At 36.1% G+C, this 21,150-nt stretch carries 14 protein-coding genes; 4 read left to right on the plus strand and 10 right to left on the minus strand.

Annotated features, from left to right (window positions below):
* Positions 1–3: 3 nt before the first annotated feature.
* Complete coding sequence (locus DF185_RS11305) at positions 4–1,605, minus strand: sulfatase family protein (protein ID WP_110360855.1); 1,602 nt, start codon at positions 1,603–1,605, stop codon at positions 4–6.
* Between the two features lie 281 nt (positions 1,606–1,886).
* Between DF185_RS11305 and DF185_RS11310 the strand changes: the two genes are divergently transcribed.
* A complete protein-coding gene (locus DF185_RS11310) occupies positions 1,887–2,951 on the plus strand; it encodes a sensor histidine kinase (RefSeq protein WP_110360856.1) in 1,065 nt (354 codons plus the stop codon).
* Positions 2,948–3,673, plus strand: a complete 726-nt coding sequence (locus DF185_RS11315; protein ID WP_110360857.1) for a LytR/AlgR family response regulator transcription factor — start codon at positions 2,948–2,950, stop codon at positions 3,671–3,673. Before DF185_RS11310 ends, DF185_RS11315 begins: the two co-directional genes overlap by 4 nt.
* A gap of 20 nt (positions 3,674–3,693) precedes the next feature.
* Here DF185_RS11315 and DF185_RS11320 read toward each other — a convergent pair whose 3' ends face one another.
* A complete protein-coding gene (locus DF185_RS11320) occupies positions 3,694–4,017 on the minus strand; it encodes a hypothetical protein (RefSeq protein ID WP_133250024.1) in 324 nt (107 codons plus the stop codon).
* Between DF185_RS11320 and DF185_RS23590 the strand changes: the two genes are divergently transcribed.
* On the plus strand, positions 4,011–4,181 hold the full coding sequence (locus DF185_RS23590) for a hypothetical protein (RefSeq protein WP_165836012.1): 171 nt from the start codon (positions 4,011–4,013) through the stop codon (positions 4,179–4,181). The two genes, DF185_RS11320 and DF185_RS23590, sit on opposite strands and share 7 nt — an antisense overlap.
* A gap of 206 nt (positions 4,182–4,387) precedes the next feature.
* On the opposite strand, the gene DF185_RS11325 is transcribed toward DF185_RS23590, so the two are convergent.
* The 8 genes from DF185_RS11325 to DF185_RS11360 all read right to left on the minus strand — a co-directional run bounded on the left by DF185_RS11325 (position 4,388) and on the right by DF185_RS11360 (position 17,740).
* Positions 4,388–5,764, minus strand: coding sequence for an alpha-amylase family glycosyl hydrolase (locus DF185_RS11325; protein WP_110360859.1), 1,377 nt, complete (start codon positions 5,762–5,764; stop codon positions 4,388–4,390).
* Positions 5,765–5,799: 35 nt separating this feature from the next.
* Complete coding sequence (locus DF185_RS11330; protein ID WP_110360860.1) at positions 5,800–7,452, minus strand: alpha-amylase family glycosyl hydrolase; 1,653 nt, start codon at positions 7,450–7,452, stop codon at positions 5,800–5,802.
* The gene (locus DF185_RS11335; RefSeq protein WP_110360861.1) at positions 7,452–9,860 is read right to left on the minus strand and encodes a glycoside hydrolase family 31 protein; all 2,409 of its coding nucleotides are present in this window, start codon (positions 9,858–9,860) and stop codon (positions 7,452–7,454) included. The genes DF185_RS11330 and DF185_RS11335 overlap by 1 nt, the downstream gene beginning before the upstream one ends.
* 33 nt (positions 9,861–9,893) lie before the next feature.
* On the minus strand, positions 9,894–11,756 hold the full coding sequence (locus tag DF185_RS11340; RefSeq protein ID WP_110360862.1) for a glycoside hydrolase family 13 protein: 1,863 nt from the start codon (positions 11,754–11,756) through the stop codon (positions 9,894–9,896).
* A 72-nt stretch (positions 11,757–11,828) separates the two neighbouring features.
* Positions 11,829–14,141, minus strand: coding sequence for a glycoside hydrolase family 65 protein (locus tag DF185_RS11345; RefSeq protein ID WP_110360863.1), 2,313 nt, complete (start codon positions 14,139–14,141; stop codon positions 11,829–11,831).
* Between the two features lie 74 nt (positions 14,142–14,215).
* Positions 14,216–14,863, minus strand: coding sequence for a beta-phosphoglucomutase (pgmB, locus tag DF185_RS11350; protein WP_110360864.1), 648 nt, complete (start codon positions 14,861–14,863; stop codon positions 14,216–14,218).
* A 19-nt stretch (positions 14,864–14,882) separates the two neighbouring features.
* A complete protein-coding gene (locus tag DF185_RS11355; RefSeq protein WP_110360865.1) occupies positions 14,883–16,226 on the minus strand; it encodes an MFS transporter in 1,344 nt (447 codons plus the stop codon).
* A 497-nt stretch (positions 16,227–16,723) separates the two neighbouring features.
* Positions 16,724–17,740 (minus strand): LacI family DNA-binding transcriptional regulator, encoded by a 1,017-nt coding sequence (locus tag DF185_RS11360; RefSeq protein WP_110360866.1) that lies wholly within the window; start codon positions 17,738–17,740, stop codon positions 16,724–16,726.
* Positions 17,741–18,174: 434 nt separating this feature from the next.
* Between DF185_RS11360 and DF185_RS11365 the strand changes: the two genes are divergently transcribed.
* Positions 18,175–21,144: a SusC/RagA family TonB-linked outer membrane protein gene (locus DF185_RS11365; protein ID WP_110360867.1), complete on the plus strand. Its 2,970-nt coding sequence runs from the start codon at positions 18,175–18,177 to the stop codon at positions 21,142–21,144.
* Positions 21,145–21,150: the final 6 nt, after the last annotated feature.

Genomic DNA, 21,150 nt, shown 5'->3' on the forward strand with positions numbered 1-21,150 from the left:
TTCCTATCTGTTTAAATCCGATTTTAAAATTGCCTGATTCAAAGAATCTGTATCATGATATTGCTTTCTTAGATTCTCTAACTTTTTTATCAAATCTTGTTTCACCAACTCATAGGACGGATCATCAATCAGATTCATCATCTCATTAGGATCCTTCTCCAAATCGTATAATTCCCATTCATCGATATCGTAATAGAAGTGAATCAGCTTGTGAGTTTTGGTTCGTAGCCCGTAGTGTCTTTTCACAGCATGAATTCCCGGATATTCCCAGTAGTGATAATAAACTGCATCGCGCCAATTTTGATTGTTTCCTTCAAACAATGGCAACATGCTTTTACCTTGCATATCCTTTGGAATTTCAACTCCTGCAGCATCAAGAAAAGTTTCAGCAAAATCTAAGTTCTGAACCAAATCTGAATTCACTGTTCCTGATTTAATCATTCTTGGCCAACGAACTAAGAGCGGCGTTCTAAAGGATTCTTCGTACATAAATCGCTTATCAAACCAGCCATGTTCTCCCAAATAAAAACCTTGATCCGATGTATACACAACAATCGTATTTTCAGCCAATCCTCTCTCTTCAAGGTAATCCAATACTCGTCCAATATTTTCATCTACCGATTTTATACAAGCCAAATAATCCTGCATATATCTTTGATACTTCCAACGAATCAAATCTTTTCCTCTTGGGGTATTCTTTTCAAAATCACGATTGATTGGTCCGTAGACTTTGTTCCAGGCTGCTTTTTCTTTTTCAGTCATTCGAGCCAAGTTATTTCGATAAGCTCCTTCGTACCAACCCATGAATTGCTCGAAGCCCAGACTTTTCACGATTTTAGGATCCATCTTATTGTCATTACTTAATCCCATATGATCAGAAATTTTCATTTCAGCCTCTTTGGCCGCACGACCTCTTCCCTTATAGTCATCAAATAAGGATTCTGGTTCGGCTATTAAATCAGCCTTAAAATCAGTCAGATGTTCCATAGCTGGTAACCATTCGCGATGCGGTGCCTTATGGTGATACATCATCATAAAAGGCTTGGCTTTATCACGTTTTACATCCAACCACTCCAATGCCATATCAGTAATAATATCGGTAACATAGCCTTGTTCCTGTACTATTCCTTCGGGTGTTCTAAAATCAGGATTGTAATAATGCCCTTGATCTGGGAGTACTTTCCAGTAATCAAAACCTGTTGGTTGAGATTTTAAATGCCATTTCCCGATAACAGCAGTTTCATAACCTGCCTTTTGTAATAACTTTGGATACGTTTGCTGGGTGCTATCAAATACATTAATATTATCTCGCACACCATTTAAGTGACTGTGCTTTCCGGTAAGAACAACAGCTCTACTTGGTGAACAGATAGAGTTAGTTACAAAAGCTTTGTCAAAGCGCATTCCTTCATTTGCCAGTCTATCGATATTAGGCGTCTCATTCATTTTTGAACCATATGCTCCGATTGCCTGGTAGGCATGATCATCACTCATGATAAAAATAATGTTCGGCCGCTCATAACTTATTTTACTTGTTGATTTTTGCTTACATCCTATGGCAAAAAAAGCGATCAGAATGCAAAGAAATAGTCTATTGTACTTCATGGAATCTATTTTAGATTACTTCGTCTTCAGTATTCGTATGAATTCACATCCTAAGTAATGGAAGTCTCTATAAGATAGCAAATTATTTTAACAGAATACCAATAGCAAAGTATGGATTACAAGACTTACTTTATATTGGAATTTGTCCTGCATTGTATACCTTTCGGGAGGGAATTACTGTATTTCGTCCATAAACACCTACTCGAAACAAGTCAAACTTGTTTTGTATTTAAAAATGAGGTAAACTAGCAAGGAATTGATATCTAAAGCAAACACTCAACATGCAAATAATAAGTCCTGGGAAAAACAATTTTGCCAAAATCCTTAACAACAAATGGGTTCAACACATTAGTTATTGGATATTCTATCTGCTTTTCTTTGCGGTTACCTGGGGTAGCTACGATATGAATTTCGAGAAAACCATGATGGTTGAACTTGTAAACCTTCCGGCAAAAATTGCTTTGGTGTATTGGGTTATTTATTACCTGTTTCCAAAATTCCTATACAAGAGAAAAATTGGAAGCTTCATTTTACTCTTCGGAATTTCCATAATTGTTGTTGCATTTACAACACGTTTTACCGACAATTATATTATTCTAAAATACTACCTGACAGAATTTGAAATGCAGCCACTTTTCAGCTATGTACAGGTAATACGAAGTTCAATTAATTTAGGAACTGTAATTGCCATTCCTTTTATTCTAAAGCTGGTAGATCATGTCAATAAAGTTAAGCAAAACGAACAACTTTTGGTAAGGGAAAAATTGGAAGCCGAATTGGTATTTCTTAAAAACCAGGTTCAACCCCATTTCCTATTCAACACCTTAAATAGCTTGTATTCTTTAATCTTAAAGAAGTCTGATCAATCATTGGATGTAATTCTAAAATTATCAGAACTCCTGCGATACATGTTGTATGAAACCAACTCGAAAAGAGTTGATTTTCAGAAAGAAATTGACAGCATAAAAAGTTACCTGGAACTTGAAAAAATCCGTTATGGCGATCGTATTGATTTAAGTTTTAACCTTTGGGGAGATATCAGTTCCAATCAAATTGCTCCCATGTTGATTCTTCCATTTATAGAAAACAGCTTTAAGCACAGCACCAAAGGTTTTGATGGCAATGCATGGATTACAATTGATATCGGGATCAAAAACAATGAACTCAAATTGAATATTGAAAATAGTATTCCACAGTCGAGCTCCGATCAGGAACCTATAATTGGTGGAATCGGTTTGCAGAATGTAAAAAGGAGATTATCTTTATTATACGCCGAGAAATACGAGCTAAAAATAACCGATAATGAAGATTCGTATTCTATTTATTTAAACTTAAAATTGCAATGAAAATTAAGTGTTTAATTGTTGATGATGAAGATTTGGCCATTGATGTGATTGAAGAATACATCAACAGAATTGACTATTTACAGCTGGAAGGAAAATGCAAGAGTGCAGTTGAAGCTTTATCGGTTTTAAATTCGAAACAAATCGACTTGCTATTTCTGGATATCCAGATGCCAGGACTCACAGGCATTCAATTGTTAAGAAATCTATCCAACCCGCCCAGTGTAATTTTCACCACTGCCTATTCGGAGTTTGCTTTGGAAAGTTACGAACTGGAAGCCTTGGATTATCTAATTAAACCCATTCCTTTTGAGAGGTTTATTAAGGCGATTAACAGGTACTTTAAACTGAATCAACCTCAATTCCAAATTCCTGAGAAGAAAGAAGAAATCAGCTCTGAACAACCATTTATCTTTGTAAAATCAGAGAAACGAATGGTGAAAGTATTTCTACACGAAATACAGTACATCGAAAGTTTGCGTAACTATGTTTCCATTTACATGGAAAATGGGCAAGAAATTGTAACGCTAAATACCATCAGTAATATTGAGGAGAAACTGCCGGAATCATCCTTTTTAAGAATACATCGATCGTTTATTGCATCCATCAACAAAATACAAAGTTACACTTCCAGCAATATCGAAATTGCAGGAAAACTTATACCAATTGGGCGCAATTACAAAGGCATGGTGATTAGTGTACTCGAGCAAAAATCTATTCTATAAATTTTAATTTGCCATCTCCGCTAATGTGCCTTAGGTAAACTATGAACCAAAGTACATCGCTTACGATCTGACATGCCCGTGTTACTTTCTGACAACTCAGACTTACGAGTTGACATTCCTGCCTTAGGATCTGCCAACCCCGTGCTATTTCCTGACAACCCCACCTTAGAACCTGCCGTCCCCGTGCTATTTCCTGACAACCCCGCCTTACGAATTAACAATCTTGCCTTACGATCTGCCAACCCCACCTTATGAGTTGCTGATCCCGCCTTAGAACCTGCCGTCCCCGTGCTATTTCCTAACAACCCCGCCTTAGGAGTTAACAAACCCGATGGGTATGGCAAGAAATAAGCCTGACTTAACAAATCGTAAGCTTAATATCTTAGAAAATAAGTCGGGATCAATAGATCGTATGGTAGGCTTATCAGGAAATAGTGCGGGAATGGCTAATAATAGTATTGGACTGGCAGATCGTACAAGCAATTTATCTCCTCAGAATGCCGACTGAATGGAAAATAGGCAGATAATATTGAACCTATTTCGAAACCATACAGTTTGTATTATAAAACTGGACTTGTCTGCATTTTTATTAGATAAAACCATTACTAATTAAAAACCTTATGACTTAGCCTTCCTCCTTCTTAAAATAAGAAAGCCGCCCTAAAAAGAGCGGCTATCATTGGGATATCGGTTTCCGAAATTCGGAAATCTAGTTTACTTTACATATACTCTGTATTCCCAAGGTTTTAATTCAACCTCAAGTTTAGCAGCTAAATCGTGTCTGTTACCATCTTTGTAACATGCAAAATTTCCTGCATTTGCATCCAGGTTTAAAGTTGCCTTTACAGCATCCTTGCTTAGATTCAAGATCACAACTACCTTATCACCTTCTGCCTCACGAGTGAATGCTAAGATCTTCTCATTCTGATCAGATGGAATACGAACAAACTTGCCACCTTTCACACCATTCTGAAGTGCTTTGTTATTTTTCTTTAAAGCAATTAATGGCTTATAGAATTCAGTCATGCTTAAATCTGACCAATCAATTTCATCTTTCTCGAAGAATTTCAAACGCTTGTTCAAACCAGCTTCCTGACCACTATAAATCAATGGCATTCCTGGCATAGTGAAAGTTAATACGGCAAAAGCTTTCGCACCTTCACCCATTCTCTCTTCGGTAGTACCATTCCATGAGTTTTCATCGTGGTTGGTAGTAAAGTTCATGATGTATGAATCAGCTGGAAATACAGTGTCAATTTTGTGGAAAAATGCTTCCATATCGTTAGCTGTTTTTTCACCTTTAGCAACTTCGTTCATGATGTGGTGGAAATCCCAACCATAACCCATATCGAAAGCGTTCTCTAAAAGTTCATGACCACCATCTTCTGCCAACATAAATACCGGCTTAACAGCATCCAATTCAACACGTGCTTTTTCCCAGAATTCAGTTGGAACCATACCTGCAACATCACAACGGTATCCATCAACATCTGCGTTGATAATCCAGTACTTCAAAGATTCGATCATGTACTTGCGCATCTCTTGGTTCTCATAGTTCAAGTCAGCAGTATCGCTCCAGTCTGTTCCTTCAGGAATTACAATCTCACCTTTCTCATTCTGAGTATACCAATCTTTATGCTCAGCCATTACTACGTTATCCCATCCTGTGTGATTTGCCACCCAGTCTAGGATTACTTTCATTCCCATTTCGTGAGCCTTATTTACAAGGTTTTTTAAATCTTCCATTGTTCCGAATTCAGGATTTACTGCCTGATAATCCTTAACAGCATAGTAAGATCCCATGCTACCTTTACGATTTTTCTCAGAGATAGGATAGATAGGCATCAACCACAGAATATCAACTCCCATTTCTTTTAAACGTGGCATGTGCTCAACAAAAGCATTAATAGTACCTTCTGGAGTGTACTGACGAATGTTTACCTCATAGATGTTAGCATTTCTACTCCACTCAACAGGTTTTTCCGCCTTCTTTTCCTCTGCTACTTTATTTGCTGCTGGTTTATTCTGGCATGATGCCAAAGTTCCTACAACCAACAATAAACTTAAAACTGTTTGAAATACTCTTCTCATTTCAATAATTTGATTAGTTATTATGATGTCCTTTTCTATATCAACTCTAGTAATAAAATGTCAAACTCAGTGTCAATGCTTACTTTTCCATTCTTAACTTCTGTTTCCTTTCCAGAGTATGCATCTCTTAACTTTGTTCCATTCTCCAATTCTGCAACAGGAAGTTCTTTTAATCCCTTATCCAAATCCAAAGCAACAAATACCTGATCATGGTACTTTCCTTTTTCAAATGATCTGCGGAATACATATGGGTTTTCTGATATCATTTTATGAACACCAGCTCCCACAGCAGGATGATTAGCACGGAATTGTCCCAATTTTTGCCAGTGACTTAAAATTGCTTGCGTTTCAGCATTATTTTCGATTTCATCCCAGTTCATGAATGATCTTAGTGTAGCATCACCCACAGTTCCTTCAATCTCTAAAGAACGGGCCGATTCATCGCCATAATACACCTGAGATGTACCTGGAGATAACAACAATTTTGTTCCTGCTTCAAAGGTTCTTTCTCTTTTCTGATCAAATGGAGAACCATCATCATGAGATGTCAAGTAGTTCAATACACCATATCCTTTCAAATCTCCATGAAGGATATCTGAATACATAGAGAATAATTCTTCGTATGATGATTGAGCATTGTACTTGAATTCAAAGTTGATCAGATCGGTAAAACCATTGGCATAATAGTTCACTTTTTTATCTCCAAAGTCGAAAGCAAACTTATTGCTGATATTGTAATTGTAAACCTCTCCAACGGTATAAAATTCATTATCATCCAACACCTTGTCTGGATTATTTTTCTTATAAAGTTCAAAGGCATATTCACACTCTTTGCGAAAATCAGCCCAAACCGACTCTTCGGTATGCTTCACTGTATCTACACGATAACCATCAATCCCAAATTCGATGATGTAATCGCACAACCATTTGATGATATAGTTCTTTGGGGTACGTGGATATCCTGTACGAGCAAAGAATTCATCCAACTCCTTCACCTCTTGCTCATATCTTCCTTCAGCTTTCCATTTTTGAACCAAACTCTCAGGAAGTTCTACTTCTTTATTACTCTCGGTCTTAATATCCGGAAGATTTTTCACCAATGTACACTCAATAGTATTTTTGTAGCTATCGTAAGTACATTGTGGACTTGTTCTTACCCAATCGTTTTCCCAAACAGGATCTTTCTCAGTAACCGGACCTGTATGATTGATCACAGCATCCATAACCACTCTAATCCCATTGGCATGAGCTGTTTCAACCAAGTCTTTTAGGTCTTCCATGCTTCCAAAGTTTGGATCTAAAGCTGTCCAATCCTTTGCCCAGTAACCATGAAAACCATAAGTATTTCCTGTACCTTCATCAACTGCTCCATGAATTTGCTCTGTAACCGGAGTAAACCAAATGGCATTAATTCCTAACTGATTAAAATACCCTTCTTTTATTTTCTGAGTAATTCCTTTGATATCACCACCTTCGAAACCTCGTAATTTACCTGTTGGCAAATTTCTCTCAAAATTCACATCATTATCTGTTGTACCATTGTTAAAACGATCGGTCAACAAGAAATAAAGATTCGCACCCTCCCAAACAAATGGAGTATCTTCTTTTTCTACTTTTTGATCAACTTTAGCACAAGCTGATAACAATACTAGTACACTTGCAAAAATGCTGAATAATTTAACTTTCATTATTTCGCTAATTTTATGGTAATGGTTTGTTTTTTCTCTGTTTTAAGCTCTCCAACAAAACGAAGAGTATTTGATTTATCATCCCAAGTGAAGTCAACTTTCTTACCATCAATGCTAACTTTCTTAGGATGCTTTTCAATGTTGTGTATAATATGGGAAATCTTTTTATCAATGGCTTTATAATGATCTCCTGTTTCACTAGCTAAACTAATGCTTAGTTTGCCTGAATTATAAGCTGAATTAAATCTTAACAGTTCATATTCACCTTTTTCGTAAGCAGCAGGAGTTTCTCCATCATCGTTATACAATTTGCCTTCACTTTCACTAACCGATGTAGCATGGTAATAGTGCAAATCCATATCTTTAAGAGAATAGCCAATGGTGTTTTTCATTCCTTGAATCATAGGAATAAATGATCCTCCACGAACAAAAACCGGAATGTTTTCTTTTTTGGTTTTGATCGTATAAGCTTTACCACCATCGTACTTTTTATCGCTAACAAAATCGAACCAAACAGAATTCTTTGGCATGTATACCTCTTTCTTCTTCAATCCAGCATCGGTTACAGTAGAAACTAAAAATGCATCTCCCCATAAATAGGTATCTGAAATGTGTAGTATATCCTTATTGTCTTCTTCATCAAAGAACAATGGTCGCATTAAAGGCAAGCCCGACTGATGGTTTTCAAAAGCCATGGTATAAATGTATGGCATCAATTTGTATCTTAACTCAATTGACTTTTTAGCCAAAGCTTTAGTTCCTGCCTCACGGAAAACTGGTTCAGAAGCAACATCCTCTTGCGCATGCGGACGGAATATTGGCTGAAACACGCCATATTGTAACCAACGAGTATACAATTCATCATCCAAATTAGCTCCGGCAAAACCTCCCAAATCAGAGTGCATATACGAAATACCTTGCATCCCCATTTGTAGAGAAATTTCGGTTTGTGGTTTCAAACCTCCCCAACTTCTGCTTACATCTCCTGTCCATGGCACCATACCATATCGCTGAGAACCTACAGCTCCGGCTCGCATCAAAATAAATGGTCTTTGTTCCGGGAAATCTCTTTTATATCCATCATAAACCAATTTGGCCCAGTAATGACCATAGATATTGTGAACTTCATCAGCAGTACCATTTACATGTAGCAATTCAGCAGGATGTACTTCAGGTTCTCCAAGGTCTCCCCACCAACCAGCAACACCTTTATTGGTTAATCCTTTGTAGATATTCCAGAACCAATCAATTGCCTTTGGTTTAAATACATCAACCAATCCTGTATTCCCGAAAAAGAAATCATACTTGTATGGATTTCCTAATGAATCCAGACCTAAAACTCCTTCACGAACAGCCTCGTCCCAACGATTCGAAGTCGTTAAAATAAATGGCTCTGTTATCAGAATTGTTTTAACACCTCTATCATTCAAATCAGAGATCATTTTCTCAGGATTTGGGAATGAATCTCGGTCAAATGCAAGATTTCCCATTTCATCCTTAACGGTTTTTCCAAACCAGTACAAATCCAGGATAATTGCATCAACCGGAATCGAATCTTTCAAGAAATAATCAATGGTTTCAACAGTTTCTTTTTGCGAGTGATATCCAAATCGACTTGAAAAGTTCCCAAATGCCCAGCGTGGCAACATTGGCTGACGACCGGTAAGCTCTGTAAATTGGTAAGTAAAATCTTCCCAGGTATCGGTAGCAACAACTTGGTATACTTTTCTACCACTAATGGTTTCATAACGAAGTATGTTGTCCTTTTTACTATCCAAATCCAAAAAGCCAATCGGAGCATTGTCGAAATGTATTGCATATTTCTTAGAAGAAATAGCAACTGGCATGGTGTAATTCATCAATTCTGAATGCGTTCCATATCCGTAATGTGCACGATTGTACAATTGAAGACGATTTCCTCTACGGTTCATACCTAAAACACGTGCACCACCACCAAACAATACTTCATCTTTTTCAAGTGTAAAGTCGATGTTCTCGGTACTATCAGTCTTGGTATATCCTTCTTTTTCTGAAATTAGATTCTTCCCTTTGTACAAATATTGAATCGAAAATGGTGACTTTGATATCTCCACTGCAAGTCCTTTTGACATGTACGCTATAGTACCATTCTTCTCAACCAAGCTAAGACCATCAACATTAGGCTTCAACACTACTGCATGTGAAACACCTTTCTTTTCCCCATTCGGTATGAATGCAGTTTCTACAATGTTCTCATTGTAAAATTGAATTTCATACTTCCCATCATTGGTTTTAACCTCTAAAACCTTTCCTTTTAATTGAGATGAAACAAATTCTCTCGCACTATTTTGTGCAAAAACCGCAGTCGATGCAGCTATTAATGCTACAAAAACCAATAATCTCAATCTAAAACCTTGTAATAATCCCATACTCTTTCTCAAAATGCCCTCAGTCTATTTTTTCTATTTTAATTCCAATATCATTGACGAGTTTCCTTTCACTTCCAATTTTCCATCTGAAAATTGAATGTTCTGTTCACTCAAAATATCATAAGCTTTTGTAAACTCTTTTATACTCTCTGAAAAACGATTCAAACTCAATTCTTGATCTTTACTTCCATTATTAATGACTACCATCACCGTTTTTTCTTTATTGGATCTGAAATAAACGTAAACATCATTTTCAGGTATATAATGAGTTAGTTTACCCAAATGGATTACAGGATTAACTTTACGCCATTGAAGTAACTTACGTAGGAAATTGAATGCCTCATTTTCTTTAGCGGTTCTTCCTTCTGCAGCAAAAGCGTTTCTTTCATCGCCTTCCCAACCACCAGGGAAATCAATTCTCATTTTACCATCTCCATCACTCTTCTTTCCTTCCATTAAGATTTCTATTCCTGCATAAATCTGCGGAATTCCTCGGGTAGTCATCAGAAAAGTGTTCATCAGTTTAAATTTGTCCAAGTCCCCTTCCAGTGTTGACATGATTCTTTGGGTATCATGATTCTCTGAAAAGATCAGGATATTGTTCAAATCCTTATATAGGTAATCAGCTGCAAGACTCTTATACAAACGAACAAGTCCATTTTCCCACTCTTGCGGTTCTAGAAACGCCTTTTCCATTGCGAAGAACAGTTGAAAATCCATTACACATGGCAAATAGGAATTATAAGTATCAGAGTTTAAAGCATCTTTCTGCCAATAGGCAATGTCTGCCGCATTTTTGTACCAAGTCTCACCGACAATATTCAAATGAGGATACTCAGTCAATAGAGCCTTTCCCCATTTGGACATTCCCTGCGGATCGTTGTACGGATGCGTATCCATTCTTATTCCATCTAAGTCGGCATATTCCACCCACCAAATACTATTCTGAATCAAATAGGTCATCAACAGCTCATTCTGCTGATTTAAGTCTGGCATACTTTTATCAAACCAACCATCAGAAAATTGGATTTTATCTACACTTGAAGCATGAGGATCAAGTAGTGTAGACTTTCTGTGATTGGAATTCATGTAATTATCGTGCTGATGCACCCAATCTTCCTGAGGAAGATCATTCATCCACCAATGCGCACTTGCACAATGGTTGAACACCATATCTTTGATTAGTTTAATACCTCTCTTCTTACATTCTTTTGATAATTCAAGATAGGCTTCATTCCCTCCATATCTTGCATCAATATTGTAGTAATCGGAAATTGCATAAGTGTGGTAGGAACCTCTTTCTTCGTTATCTTCCAATAAAGGAGTACTCCATAAAGCAGTAATTCCTAAATCTTGTAAATAGTCAAGCTGATTAATAATTCCTTCAATATCACCACCATGACGACCATCAAAATTGGCTCGATCTACTTTTTCCACCAAAACATCTACTGAATCGTTTTCGGAATTGCCATTGGCAAAACGATCCGGCATCAATAAATAAATCACATCTGATGAGTTAAATCCACTTCTGTTAGCAGAATCCTTTCTTCTCTCCTTCAGCTCATACAGATAGACCAATTCTTTACCTTTCGAATTGGTCAATTTAATCTCAAACATTCCTGCTTTCGCAGATTTGTCAATCAATAAATCAACAAACAAATAGTTATTGTTCTCAACATTTCTAACCGCTTTTACATCAACACCAGGATAATTAAGTGATACTTTATAATCTCCAATTCCATGACCATAGATTAACAATTGAAGGTTTGGATTTTCCATTCCAACCCACCAAAAACCAGGTTCAAGTCTTTCTATTTTTGATTTTGCCGCAAAAGATGTCAGACTCAAAATAGAAAAGAATAAAATCAGAAAGAATGATCTTTTTACTGTGCTCATTGTAAATGATTACAAATGTTAAAATTCAGGATAGTAGTTTAAACTACTACCCTGAATTGCCAAAACTATTAATTAAGCGTGTTCTACCACTAAACTACTTTCTTTTTCAACTTTGTATTCGTCATCTTTAACGAAGATATTGATTGTTTCTCCTTCTTCATTGATAACACCTACTCCATCTTCTGAAACTCTTACATTTAACAAGTTGCCTCTGAAACGAACTTTAAATGAGTAAGATTTCCAAACTTTAGGAAGCATTGGATTAAATACAAGGCTACCATTTACAACTCTCATTCCACCGAAACCTTCTACAATCGACATCCATGTTCCTGCCATACTTGTAATGTGAAGTCCTTCGTGTACCTCTTTGTTGTAATCATCCAAATCCAAACGAGATGTTCTTAAGTACAAATTGTAAGCTCTTTCTTCATCTCCAATTTTTGCTGCCAAAATAGAGTGAATACATGGCGACAATGATGACTCATGAACTGTTCTTGGTTCATAGAAATCGTAGTTCTTACGAATCGTTTCCATATCATACTGATCCTCGAACAAGTAAATTCCTTGCAATACATCAGCTTGTTTAATAAAACAAGAACGTAAAATTCTATCCCATGACCAGTGCTGGTTAATTGGACGAATTGCTGGATCTAGCTCTGAAGCCAAAATCTGCTCTTTGTCCATATATCCATCTTGCTGTAAATAAACTCCAGTTTCCTCATCAACAGGATAGTACATATTTTCAACAATATCACTCCATTTCGCAGTTTCATTTTCGAAATCGAAGTTCAAGTTCTTCATAATTTCTTCGAAACGTGCTGGATTGGTTTCCTTCACATGAGCCATTGCCTCTTGTGAATACTTCATACACCAAGTTGCAATTGTACTTGTGTACCAGTTGTTGTTGATATTATTTTCGTATTCGTTAGGACCTGTAACCCCTAACATTACGTATTTTTTCTTAGCTTGAGAATAGGATACACGCTGAGCCCAGAATCTTGAAATTCCAATCAACACATCTAATCCATATTCTTCTAAATATTTTTTATCGCCTGTATGGCGGATATAGTTATAAATGGCAAAAGCGATTGCTCCATTACGGTGGATTTCTTCAAAAGTAATCTCCCACTCGTTGTGACACTCTTCACCATTCATTGTTACCATTGGATACAATGCAGCACCGTTTGTGAAACCTAGTTTCTCTGCATTTTCAATGGCTTTTTGCAATTGCTTATGACGATAGATCAATAGATTACGAGTAACCTCAGGTTTAGAAGTACTCAAATAGAATGGAACACAGTAAGCTTCAGTATCCCAGTAAGTAGATCCACCATATTTCTCACCAGTAAAACCTTTAGGACCAATATTTAGTCTTTCATCTTCACCAGTATAAGTTTGATTCATTTGGAAAATATTGAATCGAATGGCTTGCTGAGCAGCAATATCACCTTCAATTACAATATCACTATGATCCCACTTGTCAGCCCATGCATTAACATGTTCTTCCAATAAAGCACCATAACCTTTAGCTTTAGCAGCCTCTACTACAGAAAGAGCATCTGATGCGATATCAGTTTTGCTGTGATTTAATGAGCTTAGTACAGCTGCGTACTTGTAAATTGAAATCTCTTCATCTTGCTCAACTTCAACTTCTACTGCATTAGCAACGTATTTTGCATCTTCAGTTAAAGCAGGGTTTAATTCCACTTTCTGACCATCCTTTAATACATCATATTTCATGCTCATGCAAACATGAAAATCAAGTTTTTTAGTTGCTGCAGTAATGTAAGCTTCGCCTTTCATTGATTTAGCCTGAAGTACATTCCAAAATTGCTCGTCGTAGTTCGAGTCTTCGTTGGTAACGTCAGCATCAATATATGGTGTAAAGCCAATTTTTCCATCAAAATTTAATGGAGTAACTGAGTAACGAATAACTCCTACTTCTGAAGTTACAATACTTAAGAATCTTTTAGCTTCTACCTTTACCTTGTTTCCATTGGCTAGTGTAGCAACAAAACTACGCTCTAAAACACCTTCCTTCATGTTCAATGTGCGAACAAAGTCACTCACTTCACACTTAGCAAGGTCAAGCATTTCACCATTAATCTTTACATCGATACCAATCCAATTTGGCGCATTTAATACCTTAGCAAAATATTCTGGGTAACCGTTTTTCCACCATCCTACTCTGGTTTTGTCAGGATAGTATACTCCAGCTACATAAGTTCCTTGTAATGTTTCACCTGAATAATGCTCTTCGAACATGGCTCTCTGCCCCATGTTACCATTACCCAAACTAAATATACTTTCAGATGATCGGTGATTTTCAGGATTAAAGCCTTCCTCAATTATACACCACTCATCATGCTTTAAATACTCGTTCATTTTCTGATTTTCTTTTAGTTAGCCTTTAGCAGTTAACTTTTAAACAATTACTGCTAAGCATTAATTGTTTATCGTTAAAAGTTTAATTGAGCCATTGAAAAACCTACAAATCCAGGAACAACAATATTTGCTTTTCCCAAAACATCAGGTGATCCGATACCTACACATTTCATGTTACCATTTATAGCAGCTTCAACACCTGCTTCGGCGTCTTCAAAAACAATACATTCCGATGGAGAAACTCCTAACAACTCAGCTCCTTTTAAGAATACTTCAGGATCTGGTTTTGCATTGCTAACATGTGTTCCATCAACAACTGCATCAAAATAATCAGTAAGTTCTAACTGATTTAAAATGGTCATAGCGTTTTTACTGGCAGAACCTAAAGCAATTTTTATCCCCTGCTCTTTAAGCTCATTAAAGAAATCTTTTACACCTGGAAGTATTTCATCAGGAGTCATTTTTAAAATGTACTCCACATAGTTTTTATTTTTCTTATCAGCCAGTTCAAGTTTCGTTTTATCATCCAATTCAACTCCACCAATTTCTAAAAGGATATCTAATGATCTCATTCGGCTCACGCCTTTCAATCTTTCATTATCCTCTTCAGTAAAATCGAATCCCAATTCATTTGCTAAACTTTTCCATGCGATGTAATGATACTTTGCCGTATCAACAACCACACCATCTAAATCGAAGATGCATGCACTAATCTTTCCCATCAGTTCTATAAATTGTTTATTATTTATCTGATTCTTTCACAAAGAATACAGATATTGCTCCTAAAATCATGATAACACCGGCAAGTACCAGAATGTTAATTCCGTTGCCGTTAAAAAAAGTTCGAAGTATTGGCCCACCGAATACACCACTTAAAATTTGAGGTACAACTACGGTTAGGTTGAAAAGTCCCATATAAATACCCATTCTCTTAGCAGGTAATGCTCCCGATAGAATTGTATATGGCATAGCCAAAATACCAGCCCAGGCAATACCTACACCTATCATAGAAATTAACAACATGTATTGGTCGTTAAACATCATAGTAGATATAAAACCTAAACCTCCCATAATTAAAGCTCCTGCATAAACTGTTTTTCTACTGGTTAAGCTGATAAGCTTAGGCATTACAATAGAAAACAGTGCTGCTACTAAACTGTACACAGCAAAACAGATACCTACCCAGTTACCTGCTTCATTAAAAGCATCAAGGATTTGCTTATTGGTTTCTGTTTCTGCGTTAAAATCAATAGGTACACCAAAATAGTGCTGAGAAATTGCTGTAGTTGAATAAACCCATAACAAGAAAAGAGGGAACCACGAAAACAATTGCACGATTGATAATTGTTTCATTGTTTTTGGCATATTTACCAATAAGTTCCAAAAACTCTCTTTCGTTTCCTTATCTTCTTCTGTAATGTCGTTATAAGCTTCAAATTCTTCTGGCGGATATTCCTTTGTTTTAAATACTGTTACTAATACACTAATTAAAAGAAGTGAACCTCCAATATAAAACGACCAGATAACCGAAGGTGCAACATGACCTCCTGATGACTCATTCGATATACCTGCTGCAGTCATAATAAATGGCAAAGCCGATCCAATTACAGCTCCCACATTAATTAAGAAACTTTGAACCGAATAACCAACATTACGCTGTTCTTCAGGTGTCATATCAGCAACTAATGCTCTAAATGGCTGGAAGGTTACATTAAAAGATCCATCCATTAGGGCAAGCATAACAACACCAAATACCAAGGCACCACCTGCCTTTACAAACATTGGAGCGTTTGGCATTAAAAACATCGCCAACATCGAAACGATTGCTCCAAATAAAATATATGGAGATCTTCGTCCCAAACGGTTCCAGGTTTTATCGCTTGCAGCTCCTACTACTGGCTGAACCACCAATCCCATAATTGGTGCCACCAACCAAAAAAACGACAGTTCATGTGGATCTGCACCTAAACTTGTTAATATTCTACTGGCATTTGCATTTTGCAATGCAAAACCAAACTGAACACCTAAAAATCCGAAGCTCAGGTTCCAGATTTGCCAAAAGCTTAAACGAGGTTGTTTCTTCATCTGATCGATATTAATTCTTCTTTCTTTTTTTAGAAGTTTGATTTCAATTTAAACTGTTACATTATAACAACAGTTTATATCACAACAGTACGGATAATAGAAACAAAGGAATAAATCATGATCCACAGTATTGAATATTTCAATACAACTAAGACCAACTAACTTTTACCAAAATCGAAAAAATGGACAAGACCATATTCATTTCCTTCAGTTACCCGGAAATGAGATCATATTTATAAGGAAGTATATTTTAATTAAGTCGGAAAAGAGGTTTCCCTCTGAGGTCAAAAGTACGGAAAAGTAAGTAATCTGTCAAAAAGTTTTGCACTTCAATTTCTCCACATCCCAGTAAAAACAAGCCCTACAACCTATTTCAAACGATTGCAACGAATTTTATTTTTTTTGCATTTTATTCTATTAAGAGCCAATATTCCAACTTATCGAAATAAAAAAAGAGTTGAAAAAATCAACTCTTTACAATATTATAACATCAATTGTCAGTTTTTAGTAGATCCTCTAACAATCAAATTGGTCTTTACAACTTTGGTTACAGGCTCATAGTCCATATCTCCTTCATTAATTCTTCCAACAAGTAATTCACTTGCTCTTAATCCAACCTCATATCCATGTTGTTCCAATGTAGTTAAAGCCGGATCTGAAGTTCTAGAAACAACCCCATCGGTAAATCCGATAATAGATATATCTTCAGGAACTTTAAATCCTGTTTTCTTTACAACTGATAATGCTCCTGCTGCTGTAAGCTCATTAACTGCAAATATGGCATCAGGTGGTTGTGGAAGTTTCAGTAAATCCGGAGTTTTCTCCAATGCTTCCTCAAAACTATCGCATTTAATAATTAATTCATCATCAATTGGAAGTTTGTGTTTCAGCAAAGCCTGCCTATAACCTTTCTGACGATTTTGTCCGAGAAGCATATGTTGTGGTGCCGACAAATGAGCAATTCTTTTACATCCGGTATTTATAAGATGCTCTACTGCTGTAAAAGCACCCGCAAAGTCATCAACAATTACGTTATCAGAAGAGAGCTCATTGCAAACTCTATCGAAGAAAACTACAGGAATACCATTATCTCTTAATTCTTTAAAATGACTAAAATCACTTGTTTCTTTAGACATGGACACTAATACACCATCTACCCTACTCGACAACAAGGCCTGCACATTGGCCATTTCCCTCTCATAAGACTCATTCGACTGAAACATCATAACATTATACCCAGCCTCATGTGCAATTTTTTCAATTCCACTAATTACAGATGAAAAGAAATGATGAACAATCTCGGGAATAATAACTCCAATAACATTCGATTTGCTATGCCTTAGACTAAGAGCAACCGCATTAGGCTTATAATGCCATTTCTTTGCTAACTCATTTACAGCTTCCTTTGTTTTTGCACTGATATCAGGATGATCTTTTAATGCTCGTGAAACAGTAGAGGCAGAAATGCCTAATTCTTTTGCAATATCTTTAATTGTTACTTGTCCGCTTCTCATAGAGATTTAATAGAGATTTAATAAATCAGATTGATCACACAACTCTAATGTTATCAAAGCATTAAGAACACACTAGAATTAATCCAATCAAAATTACTGTAGCATCTGTAAATATAGGAAAATTTAAACAATACCGTTTGATTATCACATAATAATTCTCCCCTAGATTAATATATCAAGATAATTATATATCAAACGTTTGCGGCAACGATTGCGATGATTTATTTGCACTTAAACATCAATGGCTTAAAAACTTGCTTTTGTCATTACGTATCTTTGGTAATAGAAAAAATTAAGGCTAACTTAAGATTTAGATAATTTTAAATGCCAAAGAAGGAAGCTAAAGGGTCGGAAACTTGAGTTCATATTTCTTTAAGTATTTAAAGTATATCTTATCTATTAACTAATTTCTAATTTATCTTAAATTTCTATTTATGGAACTTAACATTAGTATGCTAAGAAAACTGCTTCTCATGCTTGTTACGGTTTTTTCATTTACCGTTTTGCAAGCACAAGAAAAAGCAGTTAATGGTACTGTTACCGATGCAAACGATGGCATGGGTATACCTGGGGTTTCCGTTGTAGTTAAAGGTACCACAATAGGTACTACAACTGACATTGACGGAAAATATATGCTTAATGTCGATGCTAATTCTACACTTGTATTTTCATTTGTAGGATATAAAACACAAGAAATTTTGGTTGGAGAGCAATCTCAGATTAATGTCATTCTTGGTGTTGAAACCGAAAACCTTTCCGAAGTTGTGGTCATTGGTTATGGTCAGGTCAGAAAAGATGATGCAACAGGAGCTGTTTTTTCAGTAAATTCTGATGATTTTAATCAAGGTTCAACAAGTTCTCCTCAAGATTTAATCGTAGGTAAAGTTGCTGGTGTACAGATTGTAAGTGACGGAGGGGCACCTGGTTCGGCTTCTACAATTCGTATTCGTGGAGGATCTTCCATGTCGGCTAGTAACGATCCATTAATCGTTGTTGATGGTATTCCATTGGACAACAGAGCTATTGATGGAATGAGCAATGTTTTAAGTTCATTAAATCCAAATGATATTGAAACATTTACAGTTTTAAAAGATGCTTCTGCTACAGCAATTTATGGTTCCAGAGCTTCCAACGGTGTAATTCTTATTACCACCAAGAAAGGAAAAGCTGGACAAGATATTCAAGTAACTTATGATGCTAAATTTTCTTTTGGAAAGATTAAAGAAACCATTGATGTTTTAAATGCTAGTGAATTTAGAGCTCTTGTCAATGAGAGAGCACTTACAAATTCTTCAGTAAATCCTGATTTACTTGGCAATGCTTCAACTGATTGGCAAGATGAAATTTATCGTGATGCATCTGGCCACGAGCACAATGTAGGTATTACAGGTTCTATTAAAAACATTCCTTACCGTGCATCAATTGGTTATACTGACCAAAAAGGTATATTGCAAACTTCAGAAATGCAAAGAACAACAGGTACATTAAACCTTAATCCAAAGTTTTTTGAAGATCACTTAAAACTTAATGCTGGTTTAAAATACATGTCCATTGATAACCGTTTTGCAGATCGAGGTGCTATTGGAAGTGCATTACGTTTTGATCCTACCAAACCTGTTTTCAACAATAGTGGTATTTACGGTGGTTATACAACCTGGTTGATGAGTGATGGTTCAAGAAATGTAAACGCAACTCGTAACCCTGTTGCTCAGCTACAACAAAGACGCGACGAATCAGATGTATCAAGATTTATCGCTGATTTCCAAGCTGATTATAAGTTACACTTCTTCCCTGATTTACAAGCTAGTGTAAAATTAGGATATGACTATTCTGATAGTGAAGGATACACAATTACTGATCGTGAAGCATCTTGGGTAAGAGGTAATCTGGATGTTGTTGAAAGAAATTACACACAAGAAAAGAAAAATAAGCTTTTAGATCTTTATCTAACTTATAATAAAGATTTGCCATCAATTAACAGTAAAATTGATGTAATGGCTGGTTACGAGTGGCAAGAGTTTTGGGCTAAATCTACAGGTATTGAAGATCTTAGAGATGGTAGCACAAGATTAGATCCTGTTAGAGAACCACAAAACAACTTAATTTCGTACTTTGGTAGAGTTAACTACAACTTTATGGACAAGTATATTCTTACAGCTACTGTTCGTAGAGACGGTTCTTCAAGATTCCATGAAGATAATCGTTGGGGTACCTTCCCTTCAGCTGCTTTTGCATGGAGATTAAGTGAAGAAGAATTTATTAAGAACATTGAGGCTATTAGTAGCATTAAAGTTCGTTTAGGATACGGTATTACTGGACAGCAAGATATTGGTGGAGATTTCCCTTATTTAGGAGTTTACCAAATTAGTGATTCGCAAACCAGATACCAGTTTGGAGATCAATTCTATAATTTGATTAGACCAAACGGATACGATGAAGCTATTAAGTGGGAAGAAACTACCACATATAATGCTGGTATTGACTTTGGATTCCTCAATAACAGAATTAATGGTACATTTGACGTTTACAAGCGTAAAACTAAAGATCTACTAAATACAATCCCTGTACCTGCAGGTACAAACTTTATCGACCTGTTAACAACAAATGTTGGTGATTTGGAAAACAATGGTTTCGAATTCACCATCAACGGTATCGTAATGAATAAAGAGGATTTATTTTGGGAGGTTGGATTTAACCTAGCTTACAACAAAAACGAAATCACTAGTTTAACAAACTATGACGACCCTACATATGCAGGTGTAGAAACTGGTGGAATTAGTGGTGTAGGAGTAGGTAATAATATCCAAATTCACTCTGTTGGACATCCTCTAAATACATTCTATGTTTACGAGCAAGTTTATGATGCAAACGGAAAACCAATTGAAGGTCTTTACGTTGATAGAAATGAAGATGGTCTGATAAATGATGACGATAAATACTATGCTGAAGATCCTGCTCAGGATTACAATATGGGGTTCTCATCTTATCTAAAATACAAAGATTTTGATTTCGGATTTAATGGTAGAATTGGAATTGGTGGACAAATTTACAATAATGTAATTGTAGGTGGTAGATACCAGGAAATGACAGTAAATGAATACCTAACAAACCTTCCTACAGAAATTAACAAATCGCAATTCGAAACTGCACAACAATACTCTGATTATTTCCTAGAAGATGCATCTTTCTTTAGAATAGATAATATTACTCTTGGTTATAACTTCACAAAACTATTAAAACCTCTTCTAGGTTTCGATGTTAATGCCAGAGCATACGCTTCTGTTCAGAATGCATTTGTTATTACAGACTACAGCGGATTAGATCCTGAGGTTAACGGAGGGATTGATAACGACGTATATCCAAGACCAAGAACATTCTTGTTTGGATTGAATCTGAAATTTTAATTGATA

Source organism: Marinifilum breve, from assembly GCF_003202155.1.
In the GTDB taxonomy this organism is placed as follows: domain Bacteria; phylum Bacteroidota; class Bacteroidia; order Bacteroidales; family Marinifilaceae; genus Marinifilum; species Marinifilum breve.

What these genes read in the sequence shown, in the direction of transcription:
- DF185_RS11305 (WP_110360855.1), bottom strand. Translation starts at nt 1,605, where the DNA reads ATGAAGTACAATAGACTATTTCTTTGCATTCTGATCGCTTTTTTTGCC.
- DF185_RS11310 (WP_110360856.1), top strand. Translation starts at nt 1,887, where the DNA reads ATGCAAATAATAAGTCCTGGGAAAAACAATTTTGCCAAAATCCTTAAC.
- DF185_RS11315 (WP_110360857.1), top strand. Translation starts at nt 2,948, where the DNA reads ATGAAAATTAAGTGTTTAATTGTTGATGATGAAGATTTGGCCATTGAT.
- DF185_RS23590 (WP_165836012.1), top strand. Translation starts at nt 4,011, where the DNA reads ATGGCAAGAAATAAGCCTGACTTAACAAATCGTAAGCTTAATATCTTA.
- DF185_RS11325 (WP_110360859.1), bottom strand. Translation starts at nt 5,764, where the DNA reads ATGAGAAGAGTATTTCAAACAGTTTTAAGTTTATTGTTGGTTGTAGGA.
- DF185_RS11330 (WP_110360860.1), bottom strand. Translation starts at nt 7,452, where the DNA reads ATGAAAGTTAAATTATTCAGCATTTTTGCAAGTGTACTAGTATTGTTA.
- DF185_RS11335 (WP_110360861.1), bottom strand. Translation starts at nt 9,860, where the DNA reads ATGGGATTATTACAAGGTTTTAGATTGAGATTATTGGTTTTTGTAGCA.
- DF185_RS11340 (WP_110360862.1), bottom strand. Translation starts at nt 11,756, where the DNA reads ATGAGCACAGTAAAAAGATCATTCTTTCTGATTTTATTCTTTTCTATT.
- DF185_RS11345 (WP_110360863.1), bottom strand. Translation starts at nt 14,141, where the DNA reads ATGAACGAGTATTTAAAGCATGATGAGTGGTGTATAATTGAGGAAGGC.
- pgmB (WP_110360864.1), bottom strand. Translation starts at nt 14,863, where the DNA reads ATGGGAAAGATTAGTGCATGCATCTTCGATTTAGATGGTGTGGTTGTT.
- DF185_RS11355 (WP_110360865.1), bottom strand. Translation starts at nt 16,226, where the DNA reads ATGAAGAAACAACCTCGTTTAAGCTTTTGGCAAATCTGGAACCTGAGC.
- DF185_RS11360 (WP_110360866.1), bottom strand. Translation starts at nt 17,740, where the DNA reads ATGAGAAGCGGACAAGTAACAATTAAAGATATTGCAAAAGAATTAGGC.
- DF185_RS11365 (WP_110360867.1), top strand. Translation starts at nt 18,175, where the DNA reads ATGGAACTTAACATTAGTATGCTAAGAAAACTGCTTCTCATGCTTGTT.